This is a genomic window from Streptomyces geranii (assembly GCF_002954775.1).
Taxonomy (GTDB): Bacteria; Actinomycetota; Actinomycetes; order Streptomycetales; family Streptomycetaceae; genus Streptomyces; species Streptomyces geranii.
The window spans coordinates 1-13,396 of sequence record NZ_PJME01000061.1 but is presented as its reverse complement, the minus strand read 5'-3'; the positions used below and the strand labels follow the sequence as shown (position 1 = coordinate 13,396).

Here is a 13,396-nt window from a genome sequence, read left to right as displayed (position 1 = left end):
GTTGCGTAATTCCTCAGAGCGCGGCAAGCCGCGTCCCGCCCGATCGACGGTGCCCTGCATCACTTAGGTTCACCTAACCTGACCTGCGCAAACGATCTTTGATCGATCAGGCGACCTGTCCCGATCCGGCCCCCGCGCACGTGGGCCGCCCCCGCGTACCTAGACTCTGGACCCATGCGAAGCGAGCCCGTGGTCCAGGTCCAGGCCCTGGTGAAGCGGTACGGCACGAAGACCGCGGTGGACGGCCTCGACCTGGTGGCCCTGGCGGGCATCACCGCCGTACTCGGTCCGAACGGCGCGGGCAAGACGACCACCGTCGAGACCTGCGAGGGATACCGCAGACCGGACTCCGGGACGGTACGTGTACTGGGCCTCGACCCCGTACGGGAGGCCGCCGCCCTGCGCCCCCGGGTCGGCGTGATGCTGCAGTCCGGCGGCGTCTACTCGGGCGCCCGAGCCGACGAAATGCTCCGCCACGTCGCCAAACTCCACGCACACCCGCTCGACGTGGACGCCCTCATCGAACGCCTGGGCCTCGGCAGCTGCGGCCGTACCACGTACCGCCGCCTCTCCGGCGGCCAGCAGCAGCGCCTCGCGCTCGCGATGGCGGTGGTCGGCCGCCCGGAACTGGTCTTCCTGGACGAGCCGACCGCGGGCCTCGACCCCCAGGCCCGCCGGGCCACCTGGGATCTCGTACGGGATCTGCGGCGGGACGGCGTCTCCGTCATCCTCACCACCCACCACATGGACGAGGCCGAGCAACTCGCGGACGACGTCGCGATCATCGACGCCGGCAGGGTCGTCGCCCAGGGCAGCCCCGAACAGCTGTGCAGGGGTGGCGCCGAGAACACCCTGCGCTTCACGGGCCGCCCGGGCCTGGACATGGGCTCCCTGCTCAAAGCCCTCCCGGCGGACTGCACGGGAGCCGAGCTGACACCGGGCGCCTACCGCGTCGGCGGCAAGGTGAACCCGCAGCTCCTCGCGACGGTGACGTCGTGGTGCGCGCAGCACGGGGTGATGCCGGACCGGATCTCGGTGGAACGGCACACCCTGGAGGACGTCTTCCTGGAGCTGACCGGCAAGGAGCTGCGCTCATGACCACCACCACGACCGCCACGGGAACGTACGCCCCGCGGCCCGGCGCCGCCCCGCTCCTCCGCATGATCGGGGCCCAGGCGGCCCTGGAGACGAAGATGCTGCTGCGCAACGGCGAGCAGCTCCTCCTGACGGTGATCATCCCGGCCCTCCTGCTGACCCTCTTCGGCTCGGTGGACATCGTCGACACGGGCGCGGGCAAGGCGGTGGACTTCCTCGCCCCGGGCATCCTCGCGCTGGCGGTCATGTCCACGGCCTTCACTGGCCAGGCGATCGCGACGGGCTTCGAACGCCGCTACGGAGTCCTCAAGCGCCTGGCCTCCTCCCCCCTCCCCCGCTGGGCCCTGATGACGGCGAAAACGGCGTCGGTGCTGGTCACCGAGATGCTCCAGGTCGCCCTGCTGACGGCGATCGCCTTCGCGCTCGGCTGGTCGCCGCACGGCAACCCCTTCGCCGTACTTCTCCTGCTGCTCCTCGGCACGGCCGCCTTCTCGGGCCTGGGCCTGCTGATGGCGGGCACGCTCAAGGCGGAGGCGACCCTGGCCGCCGCGAACCTGGTCTTCCTGCTGCTCCTGGTGGGCGGCGGGGTGATCGTCCCGCTGGACAGGTTCCCGTCGGGCGCCCAGGACGTACTGTCCCTGCTGCCGATCTCGGCCCTGTCGGACGGCCTGAGGGACGTGCTCCAGCACGGCGCCGGAATGCCCTGGGGCGACCTGGGGATCCTCGGTGTGTGGGCGGTCGTCGGACTGGCGGCGGCGGGCCGCTTCTTCCGCTGGGAGTGACCAGGCGGAAACGGGGACCGGGACCCCTCGTGAAAGCGTGCACAAGCAGCCGCCTACGATGGGACGCGTGCCAAAGATGACCCCCGCCGAGGCCCTGTCCGCCCTGCGGAACCCGCTCGCCTTCATCGCCGCCCGCTGGACCCCGACGCCCCGGACCGTGCGGCGCGCGGCCCTCGCGGCGCTCGTCATGTCGGTGGTCATCGTGGTGACCGGCGGTGCCGTCCGGCTGACCGGCTCGGGGCTCGGCTGCCCGACCTGGCCCAAGTGCACCGACGACTCGCTGACGACGACCAGCGCGATGGGCGTCCACGGCGTCATCGAGTTCGGCAACCGCATGCTGACGTACGTGCTGTGCGCGGCCGTCGGCTGGGCGATCGTCGCCGCGCGCTCGGAGAAGCCGTACCGCCGCAGCCTGACCCGGCTCGGCTGGGCGCAGTTCTGGGTGGTCATGAGCAACGCGATCCTGGGCGGCGTCGTCGTCCTGGTCGGCCTCAACCCGTACACGGTCGCGGCCCACTTCCTGCTCTCCTCCGCCCTGATCGCGGTCGCCGCGGTGATGTGGCAGCGCACGCAGGAGGGCGACGAGGCACCGCGCCCGCTGGTCGGCAAGGCCGTGCAGCAGCTGGTGTGGTTCCTGGTGATCGCCACGGTCCTGCTGATCGCGGTCGGCACGGTGGTGACGGGCTCGGGCCCGCACGCGGGCGACTCCAGCGAGATCGAACGCATGCCGCTGAACTGGGAGAACGTCAGCAAGCTGCACGCGGTGCTGGCCTGGGTCGTGGTGACACTGACGTTCGCCCTGTGGTTCGTCCTGAAGGCGGTGGACGCCCCCAAGGGCCCGCTGGACCGGACGCGGGACCTGTTCCTGATCCTGCTCAGCCAGGGGATCATCGGGTACGTCCAGTACTTCACCAACCTCCCCGAGGTCCTGGTCGGCCTGCACATGCTCGGCTCGGCGCTGGTGTGGATCGCGGTCCTGCGCGTCCTGCTCGCCCTGCGCGAACGCCCGGAGACCGCCGCCCTGGCCGAGGTTCCCGGTCCCACGACCGAGGCGACGGTCGGCACGCGCGCGTAGGAGGGCTCCTTAACTACATCAGGTACGGCATCAGGTGTACGAGGCCACCAGGCGGTCGATCGCGGGCCCCAGGTAGCCCCGCGCAAGCTCGGCCCGCCGCTCGATCCACCCGCCCGCGACCGCCGGCCCGCCCTCCTGCCCGTACCGCCGCCGCACGATGTCCTCGACGACCTCCACCGGCGCCCCGAGCCCCGGCAGCAGGTCCAGTGCCTCGCGTTTCGAGATCAGGCGGCCCTCCCGCAGTGTCACGGTCGCGCGCGCGAAGGTGACCAGGCCGAGGTCGACCCAGACGTCCTGGGTCCAGAGCCTGGCCTTGTCCACGGCGGGCCGGTAGTTGTCGCGCTGGTCGCCCACGACGTAGTCGGTCAGCTGCCGGTCGGGCACCGGCGGAAGGAACTCCCCGGGCACCTCCCCGTGCAACACCCGCCCGAAGGTGAGCAGTTCGCGCCGGGTCACCGGGGAGACGGTCCGCCGGAACAACTGGCTGTGCGCCCAGGTGAGGTGCCGTCGGTCGGGGTTGGCCGTCGTCGCGTCGGAGAGGTAGGTGCAGTGCAGCAGCGGGGCGAGCGGGTGGGTGCGGAGACGGGCGTGCAGCCCGGCCACGTGCCAGGCGGTGGCCGCCCCGATCGGTCCCGCCAGGACGGCGATCAGGTCGAGATCGCTGCGCCCCTCCTGGTAGTCGCCGCCGCCCAGCGAGCCATGGGCCCAGACGGCGGCCGGGGAGAGTGCGCGCAGCTCACCGAGGAAGCGGTCCAGTAAGGCTTCGGTCAGGGCGTCCGTCCGGGTCCCGTGTGTCGTCATGCCCGTCGTCATGCCCAGAGTCTGTACAGCTCACCCCACCCCGTACACCCGCCGGGCGTTCCCCGCCGCGATCAGTCCCGCCACCCGTTGCGCGTCCCCCAGCGACCACGCCCCCTCGGCGACCCAGCCGCCGAGCACCCGTCCCAGGGCCTCGCGGAAGAGCCGGGCGCCCACCACATGGAGTTCGGGCAGGCCCTGGGCGCCGCTGGAGAAGAGGATCTTGCCGAAGGGAGCGAGTTCCAGGATCTCGGCGAGGACGGCTGCGGCCCGGGCGCCGGTACGGACGAGGGCCGCGCCCAGGTCGGCGTACACATGCGGGAAGACACCGGCGAGGTGGGCCGCGTGGCGGTGGTACGGGTACCCGTGGAGCAGGACCAGGTCCGTGCCGAGCCCGGCCGTGGAGCGGGCGAAGTCGGTGAGCAGGACCGGGTCGGTGCGGTCGATGCGCAGGCCCGGTTCGCCGAGCCCGGCGTGCAGTTGGAGGGGCAGGCCCGAGGCGACCGCGATCCACAGCAGATGGCGCAGCAGCACCGGGTCGCTGAGCGCGCCGCCGACCCGGCGCCCGGCCAGCCAGCGGCCCGCCGCGCCCCGCACCTCCCCGGGTCCCGGCGGATCGGGCGCGAGCGCCAGTCCGTGCCGTAAGCCCGCCACGGAGGTGAAGGCGACGGCACTGGTGGCCGCGCCGTGCACCGACTCGGCGAGGTTGGCGAGGAAGGACTCGACCGTGCCGGAGGTGTCGGCGACCTGTTCGGCCAGGAGTTCGAGCCGGACGATCTCATGAGCCTCGGCGGCTCCGGCGGAGGCCATCTCACCGGGTCCGGTGAGGTCGCCGGGCAGTCCGGCGTCGACCAGATATGTCGTGATTCCGCTGCCCCGCAGCAGCCTCCGGCCCGACTCCAGTACGCCGAGTTCACGACGCCGGGCCAGATAACGGGCGGGGGCAGCGTGCGGTTCCAGGCCGAGCAGCGGGGGGCACCAGCGGCGTACGGCGAACCCGGTCTGGGTGTCGAAGAAGGTGGTGCCGGCGGCGGGCGGACCCTCGGTACGCGCGAGCTGGGCCTCGAAGGTGCCGAGACCCAGCTCTGTCCGCAGTACGCCGTGGCAGTACTGGTCCACGAGGGACGGCGTTTCGATCATCCGGGCTCCCCGTGGCTGGACCGTGTGTGTTCCTACGGTCCTAACGGGTGAACCGACTGTCAGGTGTTGCTCGGCCCGCCCACCTGGATTCCCGCCATGCGCGTCCACTCGTACGGCCCGGTCGTCACCTTGGCCGCGAACTCGCCGTCGAAGTCCTCGTGGACAGTGATCCCGGCCTTCTCGACGGCCTGCTGCGCGACGGCGTACGTGGGAGCCACGAGGTCGCCCCAGGCACCGTCCTCCCCGACGAGCACGATCCGGGCCCCACGCTCCCCGATGTACGCCACCTGCCCCTCGGCCCCACCGTGCTGCTTGGCGAACCCGTTGATCCGCTTGGCCAGCCTGGCCACCGTCCGCTCCTGCGTATCTGCCATGCCCAGGATGCTACCGACGGGTAGACGGCCTGGCGACGGCAGGGCAAGTGGCCTTGGCCACGAAACGCCGCTCACAGGAGCGCCCCAAAGGGGCGCGGGGAACTGCGCGACCAGCCACGACGGCGCCGCACCCGACCTACCGCAGGAAGGGATCCACAGCCACGGCAACAAACAGCAGCGACACATAGGTGATCGACCAGTGGAACAGCCGCATCTCCTTGAGCTTGACGCCCGTCGACTCAGCCCGCGCCCGCCCCTGCAAGGCATGCGCCTCCCACAGCCACCACCCACCCGCCGCCAGCGCCACCGACGTATAGAACCAGCCGGTGTAACCGAGCGGAGTGAGCAGCAGCGAGACCGCGACCATCGCCCAGCTGTACGCCACGATCTGCCGGGCGACCGTCTTGTTGGAGGCGATGACGGGAAGCATCGGCACACCCACGCGCGCGTAGTCGTCCCGCACCTTCATGGACAGCGGCCAGTAGTGCGGCGGGGTCCAGAAGAAGATGACCAGGAAGAGGATCAGCGGCGCCCAGGAGAGCGAGTTCGTGACGGCGGACCAGCCGATGAGGACCGGCATACAGCCCGCGATACCGCCCCACACGATGTTCTGCGACGTACGCCGCTTGAGGATCATCGTGTAAATGACCACGTAAAAGAGGAGGGCACCCAGCGACAGCCAGGCCGACAGCCAGTTGACCGTGAGGCCGAAGAGCAGGGTCGAGGCGACGGCGAGGGTGATGCCGAAGGCAAGGCACTCGCGCGGGCTGACCATGCCGGTGACCAGCGGACGCTGCGACGTGCGGTCCATCAGCGCGTCGATGTCACGGTCGATGTACATGTTGAGCGCGTTGGCGCCGCCCGCGGAGAGATAGCCGCCGAGGCAGGTGAGGAGGACCAGTCCCAGGTCCGGGACGCCCTGCTCGGCAAGGAACATCACCGGAACCGTGGTGATGAGCAGCAGCTCGATGATCCGCGGCTTGGTGAGGGCAACGAACGCCATGACCCGGGCCCCGAACGGCCGTCGGCTCCGGCTCTGACCCTGGCCCCGGCTCGTCCCGGTCATCCCCGCTGGACGGGATTCAACGGCCGTCACGCACACCCCTGACAGAGACATTCCAACAAGCCCCCGGATGTGAAGTCCCGGTAACGGCTCGCGCTTACCACGCCACTCTAGACGTTGCCCAGACCCCGCCCTTCGCGGGGGTGGGGTCGTGTTGAGGGGTGGTTTGTGATGGGCGTGACATGGCTCGATTGAGCGCTCGGGCGACCTGCTTCGTATTGCAGTCCGGCAGTGGTCGGGAGGCGGATCCGAAGCAGTCCCGGCAGTCTGGAATGACTCGAAATACTGCACGTTCTTACGAGGGTAGGCTCGACAAAGGCCGAGGGTGTCAGCCCCCGGCAGCCGGTGGACACCGAGGACGCCGGCATTAGACATGTGGAGAGGAGCCCTGACCCAGGGTGAGCACCAAGCCGACCACCACAGACCTCGAGTGGACCGAGTTGGACCAGCGGGCCGTCGACACCGCCCGCGTCCTGGCCGCCGATGCCGTACAGAAGGTCGGCAACGGCCATCCCGGTACGGCGATGAGCCTGGCCCCCGCCGCGTACACCCTCTTCCAGAAGGTGATGCGGCACGACCCGGCGGACGCCGACTGGGTCGGGCGCGACCGTTTCGTGCTGTCCGCAGGACACTCGTCCCTGACCCTCTACACCCAGCTGTACCTGGCCGGTTTCGGCCTGGAGCTGGATGACCTGAAGGCGTTCCGGACGTGGGGCTCCAAGACCCCCGGCCACCCCGAGTACGGGCACACGACGGGCGTCGAGACGACGACCGGTCCGCTCGGCCAGGGTGTCGCCAACGCCGTCGGAATGGCCATGGCGGCCCGCTACGAGCGTGGTCTGTTCGACCCGGAGGCACCCGAAGGGGAGTCCCCGTTCGACCACTTCATCTTCGCGATCGCCGGTGACGGCTGCCTCCAGGAGGGCATCTCCGCGGAGGCGTCCTCGCTGGCCGGCCACCAGAAGCTCGGCAACCTGGTCCTGCTGTGGGACGACAACCACATCTCGATCGAGGGCGACACCGAGACGGCCGTCTCCGAGGACGTCGCCAAGCGGTACGAGGCGTACGGCTGGCACGTCCAGCGGATCGCCCCGAAGCCGGACGGCGACCTCGACCCGCACGCCATCTACAACGCCGTGCAGGCCGCCAAGAAGGTGACGGACAAGCCGTCGTTCATCGCGATGCGCTCGATCATCGCCTGGCCGGCCCCGAACGCCCAGAACACCGAGGCCGCGCACGGCTCGGCGCTCGGCGACGACGAGGTCGCGGCCACCAAGCGCGTCCTCGGCTTCGACCCGGAGCAGTCCTTCGAGGTCTCGGACGCGGTGCTGAACCACACGCGTGAGGCCCTGGAGCGCGGCCGTCAGGCCAAGGCCGAGTGGGAGAAGTCGTTCCAGGAGTGGCGCGACAACAACGCGGAGCGCGCCGCCGAGTTCGACCGTATCGCCGCGGGTGAACTGCCCAAGGGCTGGGAGGAGAAGCTCCCGGTCTTCGAGGCGGGCAAGGGTGTCGCGACGCGTGCCGCGTCCGGCAAGGTCCTCCAGGCGCTGGGCGCGATCATCCCGGAGCTGTGGGGCGGCTCGGCCGACCTGGCCGGCTCCAACAACACCACGATCGACGCGTCGAGTTCGTTCCTCCCGGCGGACAACCCGCTGCCGGAGGCGGACCCTTACGGCCGCACGATCCACTTCGGCATCCGCGAGCACTCGATGGCCGCCGAGATGAACGGCATCGCGCTGCACGGCAACACCCGTATCTACGGCGGTACTTTCCTCGTCTTCTCCGACTACATGCGCAACGCGGTGCGCCTCTCCGCGCTGATGCACGTGCCGGTGACGTACGTGTGGACGCACGACTCCATCGGCCTCGGCGAGGACGGCCCGACCCACCAGCCGGTTGAGCACATCGCGTCGCTGCGAGCCATCCCGGGGCTGAACGTGGTCCGCCCGGCGGACGCCAACGAGACCGCCATCGCCTGGCGCGAGATCCTGCGGCGCGGCAAGCGCGAGTACGGCGTCTCCAAGCCGCACGGTCTGGCGCTGACCCGGCAGGGTGTGCCGACGTACGAGCCCAACGAGGACACCGTCAAGGGCGGTTACGTCCTCTTCGAGGCGTCCACCGGCACCCCCGAGGTCGTGCTGATCGCGACCGGCTCCGAGGTGCACGTCGCGGTCGCCGCGCGTGAGCTGCTGGAGGCCGAGGGCACACCCACGCGCGTGGTGTCGATGCCGTCGGTGGAGTGGTTCGAGGAGCAGTCCCCGGAGTACCGCGAGAGCGTTCTCCCGGCCGCCGTGAAGGCGCGGGTCTCCGTCGAGGCCGGTATCGGTCTCACCTGGCACAAGTACGTCGGGGACGCGGGCCGCATCGTTTCCCTGGAGCACTTCGGTGCTTCGGCCGACGGCAAGGTCCTCTTCCAGGAGTTCGGCTTCACTGCCGAGAACGTGGCCGCGAAGGCCAAGGAATCGATCGCCGCAGCCCAGCGCTGACGCTGAACGCCGACACAACGACTCGTAGGAGATGCATTTTCCATGACAGACGCACTCAAGCGCCTCTCCGAGGAAGGCGTCGCGATCTGGCTGGACGACCTGTCGCGCCAGCGGATCACGTCCGGCAACCTCGCCGAGCTGATCGACCAGCAGCACGTCGTGGGCGTCACCACCAACCCGTCGATCTTCCAGAAGGCCATCAGCAGCGGTGACGGCTACGAGCAGCAGCTCACCGAGCTGGCCGCCCGCAAGGTCACCGTCGAAGAGGCCATCCGCATGATCACGACGGCGGACGTCCGTGACGCCGCCGACATCCTGCGCCCGGTCTTCGACTCGACGCAGGGCCAGGACGGCCGGGTGTCGATCGAGGTCGACCCCCGTCTCGCCCACAACACCACCGCGACCGTCGCCGAGGCCAAGCAGCTGGCCTGGCTGGTGGACCGGCCGAACACCCTGATCAAGATCCCGGCCACCAAGGCGGGTCTCCCGGCGATCACCGAGGTCATCGGCCTCGGGATCAGCGTCAACGTCACGCTGATCTTCTCGCTGGCGCGCTACCGCGAGGTCATGGAGGCGTACCTGGCCGGTCTGGAGAAGGCCAAGGACCGCGGCCTGGACCTGTCGAAGATCCACTCCGTGGCGTCCTTCTTCGTGTCCCGCGTGGACACCGAGATCGACAAGCGGATCGACGCCCTGGGCACCGACGAGGCCAAGGCCGCCCGCGGCAAGGCCGGTCTGGCCAACGCGCGGCTCGCCTACCAGGCGTACGAGGAGGTCTTCTCCACGGACCGCTGGTCGGCCCTCGACAAGGCGCAGGCCAACAAGCAGCGTCCGCTGTGGGCCTCGACCGGCGTCAAGGACCCGGCGTACAAGGACACCCTGTACGTCGACGACCTGGCCGCGCCGAACACCGTGAACACCATGCCGGAGGCGACCCTGTTCGCCACCGAGGACCACGGTCAGATCACCGGCAACACCATCGCCGGTACGTACGAGCAGTCCCGTGCGGAACTCGACGCGGTCGAGAAGCTCGGGATCTCGTACGACGACGTGGTCCAGCTCCTTGAGGACGAGGGCGTCGAGAAGTTCGAGGCGTCCTGGACCGACCTGCTCAAGTCGACCGAGGCGGAACTCGCGCGCCTCGCCCCTTCGGAGGGCTGAGACCTTGTCAAGCAGCAACCCGCTGCGTGACCCCGCAGACCGACGGCTCCCGCGTATCGCGGGGCCGTCGGGCCTGGTCATCTTCGGGGTCACCGGCGACCTGTCACGCAAGAAGCTGATGCCTGCCGTGTACGACCTCGCCAACCGCGGGTTGCTGCCACCAGGTTTCTCGCTCGTCGGCTTCGCCCGGCGCGAGTGGGCGAACGAGGACTTCGCGGCGGAGGTCCATGACGCCGTCAAGGAGCACGCCCGTACGCCGTTCCGCGAGGAGGTCTGGCAGCAGCTCATCCAGGGGATGCGCTTCGTCCAGGGCACCTTCGACGACGACGAGTCCTTCGAGCGGCTGCGCTCGACCATCGACGAGCTGGACAAGGCGCAGGGGACGGGCGGCAACTTCGCCTTCTACCTCTCGGTGCCGCCGTCCGCCTTCCCGGTGGTCATCAAGCAGCTCAAGAAGCACGGTCTGGCGGACCAGGACAACGGCTCCTGGCGGCGCGCGGTCATCGAGAAGCCCTTCGGCCACGACCTCAAGTCGGCGGAAGAGCTGAACACGACCGTCGAAGAGGTGTTCGCCCCGGATCAGGTCTTCCGGATCGACCACTACCTCGGCAAGGAGACCGTCCAGAACATCCTGGCGCTCCGCTTCGCCAACCAGATGTTCGAGCCGATCTGGAACCGGTCGTATGTCGACCACATTCAGATCACGATGGCCGAGGACATCGGCATCGGCGGCCGGGCCGGTTACTACGACGGCATCGGCGCGGCCCGTGACGTCATCCAGAACCACCTGCTCCAGCTGCTGGCCCTGACGGCCATGGAGGAGCCCGCGTCCTTCGACGCGGACGCGCTGGCCGCCGAGAAGACCAAGGTCCTCGGCGCGGTCAAGCTCCCGCAGGACCTGGGCGCCGACACCGTCCGCGGACAGTACGCGGCGGGCTGGCAGGGCGGCGAGAAGGCCATCGGCTACCTCCAGGAAGACGGCATCGACCCCAAGTCGAAGACCGACACGTACGCGGCGATCAAGGTCGAGGTGGACAACCGCCGCTGGGCGGGCGTCCCCTTCTACCTGCGTACGGGCAAGCGCCTGGGCCGCCGGGTGACGGAGATCGCGGTGGTCTTCCAGCGGGCACCGCACTCCCCCTTCGACCACACGGCGACGGAGGAGCTGGGCCAGAACGCGATCGTCATCCGCGTCCAGCCCGACGAGGGCATCACGGTCCGCTTCGGCTCCAAGGTGCCCGGCACCTCGATGGAGATCCGGGACGTGTCGATGGACTTCGCGTACGGCGAGTCCTTCACGGAGTCCAGCCCCGAGGCGTACGAGCGCCTGATCCTGGACGTCCTCCTGGGCGACTCCAACCTCTTCCCGCGTACGGAGGAGGTCGAGCTGTCCTGGCGGATCCTCGACCCGATCGAGCAGTACTGGGACAAGCACGGCAAGCCCGCCCAGTACCCCTCGGGCACCTGGGGTCCCGTCGAGGCCGACGAAATGCTCGAACGAGACGGACGGAGCTGGCGGCGCCCATGAAAATAGACCTCACGGACACCACGGCCAGCAAGGTCAACAAGGCGCTGGTGAAGGGGCGGCGTGCCATCGGCACCCCGGCCGTAGGCATGGTGCTGACCCTCGTCATCGTCACCGACGAGGAGAACGCGTACGACGCCCTGAAGGCCGCGAACGACGCCTCGCGCGAGCACCCCTCACGCACCCTGGTCGTCGTCAAGCGCGTCTCCCGCTCCCCCCGCGACCGTACGACGTCCCGCCTGGACGCCGAGGTCAGGGTGGGCGTGGACGCGGGCACCGGCGAGACGGTCGTCCTGCGCCTGTACGGCGAGGTGGTGGAGCACGCCGACTCAGTGGTCCTCCCCCTGCTGCTGCCGGACGCCCCGGTCGTCGTCTGGTGGCCGGTGAACGCCCCGCTGGACCCGGCGAAGGACCCGCTGGGCGCCCTGGCGCAGCGCAGGGTGACGGACACGTACGCGGCCGAGCAGCCGGTACGTGAACTGGCGGCACGCGCGGACGCGTACACGCCGGGCGACACGGACCTGTCGTGGACCCGGATCACCCCGTGGCGCTCGATGCTGGCCGCCGCCCTGGACCAGGTCACCTGCGAGGTGGACGCGGTCGAGGTGGAGGGCGAGGAGTTCAACCCGAGCTGCGAACTGCTGGCGATGTGGCTGGCGGACCGCCTGGACGTCCCGGTGAAGCGTTCCCTGTCCTCGGGCCCGGGTCTGACGGCGGTCCGCATGCGCACAAGCACGGGCCCGATCACCCTGGACCGCGCCGACGGCTCCCTGGCGACCCTCTCCATCCAGGGCCAGCCGGACCGCGCGGTGGCGCTCAAGCGCCGCGAGACGTCCGAGCTGATGGCGGAGGAACTGCGCCGCCTGGACCCGGACGACACGTACGCGTCGGCGTTGCGGTTCGGGGTGGAGCGACTGACGGCTTCGACGGCCCCCGTACCGCCGAAGGCGGCGCCGGCGCCGACTCCGGCACCGTCGTCGGCGCTGGCACTGGAACCGGCGAAGAAGCCACCGGTGGCGGAGGACTCGGACCGGGCGACCCCGGCCCTGATGCCGCCGGTGAAGAAGGTGTCGGCGAAGTGAGTACGGCACCCCAGCTGGTCGTCCACCGCGACAAGGAGCTGATGGCCGAGGCCGCGGCGGCCCGTCTGATCACGAAGATCGTGGACGCGCAGGCGTCGCGCGGCTCGGCGTCGATCGTGCTCACGGGCGGCCGGAACGGCAATGGCCTGCTGGCCGCCCTGGCCTCGGCTCCGGCCCGGGACGCGATCGACTGGACCCGGCTCGACCTGTGGTGGGGCGACGAACGCTTCCTGCCCGAGGGCGACCCGGACCGCAACGTCACCCAGGCGAAGGCGGCACTGCTGGACGCGGTGCCGCTGGACCCGGCGCGTGTCCACGCCATGCCCGCGTCGGACGGCCCGTACGGCTCCGACGTGGACGCGGCGGCGGAGGGGTACGCGGCGGAACTGGCAAAGGCAGCGGGCCCGGAAACCCACGGCCCGGTCCCGACGTTCGACGTCCTGATGCTGGGCGTGGGCCCGGACACGCACGTGGCGTCCCTGTTCCCGGAGCTACCGGCGGTCCGCGAAACGGACCGCACGGTGGTAGGAGTCCACGGCGCCCCGAAGCCCCCACCGACCCGAGTCACCCTGACCCTCCCGGCGATCCGGGCGGCCAGGGAGGTATGGCTGCTGGCGGCGGGCGAGGACAAGGCGGGGGCGGCGGCGATAGCGCTGTCGGGAGCGGGCGAGATCCAGGCACCGGCGGCGGGCGCGTACGGCAGACAGCGCACGCTGTGGCTGCTGGACGCGGCGGCGGCATCCCAACTCCCGAGGTCGCTGTACCCACCGGCGTCGGCCTGAGCAACACGGGGATCAACAGGGGCGGCGGGGGCG

Annotated in this window: 12 protein-coding genes; 8 read left to right on the top strand and 4 right to left on the bottom strand. The window is 70.2% G+C overall.

From position 1 onward, the window contains the following. Nucleotides 1–174: 174 nt before the first annotated feature. Genes CW359_RS39620 through CW359_RS39610 form a run of 3 tightly spaced genes read left to right on the top strand, consistent with a single transcriptional unit; the run spans nucleotide 175 to nucleotide 2,952 of the window. Nucleotides 175–1,098, top strand: a complete 924-nt coding sequence (locus tag CW359_RS39620) for an ABC transporter ATP-binding protein (protein WP_105975091.1) — start codon at nucleotides 175–177, stop codon at nucleotides 1,096–1,098. Next, the gene (locus CW359_RS39615) at nucleotides 1,095–1,877 is read left to right on the top strand and encodes an ABC transporter permease (protein WP_105975090.1); all 783 of its coding nucleotides are present in this window, start codon (nucleotides 1,095–1,097) and stop codon (nucleotides 1,875–1,877) included. Before CW359_RS39620 ends, CW359_RS39615 begins: the two co-directional genes overlap by 4 nt. A 58-nt stretch (nucleotides 1,878–1,935) precedes the next feature. Next, on the top strand, nucleotides 1,936–2,952 hold the full coding sequence (locus tag CW359_RS39610) for a COX15/CtaA family protein (RefSeq protein WP_105975089.1): 1,017 nt from the start codon (nucleotides 1,936–1,938) through the stop codon (nucleotides 2,950–2,952). Between the two features lie 30 nt (nucleotides 2,953–2,982). Here CW359_RS39610 and CW359_RS39605 read toward each other — a convergent pair whose 3' ends face one another. The 4 genes from CW359_RS39605 to CW359_RS39590 form a co-directional block, all read right to left on the bottom strand. Continuing rightward, nucleotides 2,983–3,765: a nucleotidyltransferase gene (locus tag CW359_RS39605; RefSeq protein ID WP_232838806.1), complete on the bottom strand. Its 783-nt coding sequence runs from the start codon at nucleotides 3,763–3,765 to the stop codon at nucleotides 2,983–2,985. An 18-nt stretch (nucleotides 3,766–3,783) separates the two neighbouring features. After that, entirely contained in the window at nucleotides 3,784–4,890 is a 1,107-nt protein-coding gene (locus CW359_RS39600) for an amidohydrolase family protein (RefSeq protein WP_105975087.1), read from the bottom strand. A gap of 59 nt (nucleotides 4,891–4,949) precedes the next feature. Beyond that, nucleotides 4,950–5,264: a hypothetical protein gene (locus CW359_RS39595; RefSeq protein WP_105975086.1), complete on the bottom strand. Its 315-nt coding sequence runs from the start codon at nucleotides 5,262–5,264 to the stop codon at nucleotides 4,950–4,952. 136 nt (nucleotides 5,265–5,400) lie between these two features. Beyond that, nucleotides 5,401–6,366, bottom strand: a complete 966-nt coding sequence (locus CW359_RS39590) for a heme o synthase (RefSeq protein WP_105975085.1) — start codon at nucleotides 6,364–6,366, stop codon at nucleotides 5,401–5,403. Between the two features lie 359 nt (nucleotides 6,367–6,725). Here CW359_RS39590 and tkt point away from each other — a divergent pair, with 359 nt between their 5' ends. The 5 genes from tkt to pgl are packed head-to-tail and all read left to right on the top strand — an operon-like array spanning nucleotide 6,726 to nucleotide 13,363. Continuing rightward, complete coding sequence (tkt, locus tag CW359_RS39585; RefSeq protein WP_105975084.1) at nucleotides 6,726–8,813, top strand: transketolase; 2,088 nt, start codon at nucleotides 6,726–6,728, stop codon at nucleotides 8,811–8,813. A 42-nt stretch (nucleotides 8,814–8,855) separates the two neighbouring features. After that, on the top strand, nucleotides 8,856–9,974 hold the full coding sequence (tal, locus tag CW359_RS39580; protein ID WP_105975083.1) for a transaldolase: 1,119 nt from the start codon (nucleotides 8,856–8,858) through the stop codon (nucleotides 9,972–9,974). Nucleotides 9,975–9,978: 4 nt separating this feature from the next. Further along, on the top strand, nucleotides 9,979–11,502 hold the full coding sequence (zwf, locus tag CW359_RS39575; RefSeq protein WP_105975082.1) for a glucose-6-phosphate dehydrogenase: 1,524 nt from the start codon (nucleotides 9,979–9,981) through the stop codon (nucleotides 11,500–11,502). Further along, nucleotides 11,499–12,581, top strand: coding sequence for a glucose-6-phosphate dehydrogenase assembly protein OpcA (gene opcA, locus CW359_RS39570; RefSeq protein WP_105975081.1), 1,083 nt, complete (start codon nucleotides 11,499–11,501; stop codon nucleotides 12,579–12,581). Before zwf ends, opcA begins: the two co-directional genes overlap by 4 nt. Then, nucleotides 12,578–13,363: a 6-phosphogluconolactonase gene (gene pgl / locus CW359_RS39565; RefSeq protein ID WP_105975080.1), complete on the top strand. Its 786-nt coding sequence runs from the start codon at nucleotides 12,578–12,580 to the stop codon at nucleotides 13,361–13,363. The genes opcA and pgl overlap by 4 nt, the downstream gene beginning before the upstream one ends. Nucleotides 13,364–13,396 lie beyond the last annotated feature (33 nt).

Bases quoted from the DNA above. Each gene is read 5' to 3' on its own strand.
- CW359_RS39620 (WP_105975091.1), top strand. From the start codon at position 175: ATGCGAAGCGAGCCCGTGGTCCAGGTCCAGGCCCTGGTGAAGCGGTAC.
- opcA (WP_105975081.1), top strand. From the start codon at position 11,499: ATGAAAATAGACCTCACGGACACCACGGCCAGCAAGGTCAACAAGGCG.
- CW359_RS39595 (WP_105975086.1), bottom strand. From the start codon at position 5,264: ATGGCAGATACGCAGGAGCGGACGGTGGCCAGGCTGGCCAAGCGGATC.
- CW359_RS39600 (WP_105975087.1), bottom strand. From the start codon at position 4,890: ATGATCGAAACGCCGTCCCTCGTGGACCAGTACTGCCACGGCGTACTG.
- CW359_RS39615 (WP_105975090.1), top strand. From the start codon at position 1,095: ATGACCACCACCACGACCGCCACGGGAACGTACGCCCCGCGGCCCGGC.
- CW359_RS39605 (WP_232838806.1), bottom strand. From the start codon at position 3,765: ATGACGACGGGCATGACGACACACGGGACCCGGACGGACGCCCTGACC.
- CW359_RS39610 (WP_105975089.1), top strand. From the start codon at position 1,936: ATGGGACGCGTGCCAAAGATGACCCCCGCCGAGGCCCTGTCCGCCCTG.
- tal (WP_105975083.1), top strand. From the start codon at position 8,856: ATGACAGACGCACTCAAGCGCCTCTCCGAGGAAGGCGTCGCGATCTGG.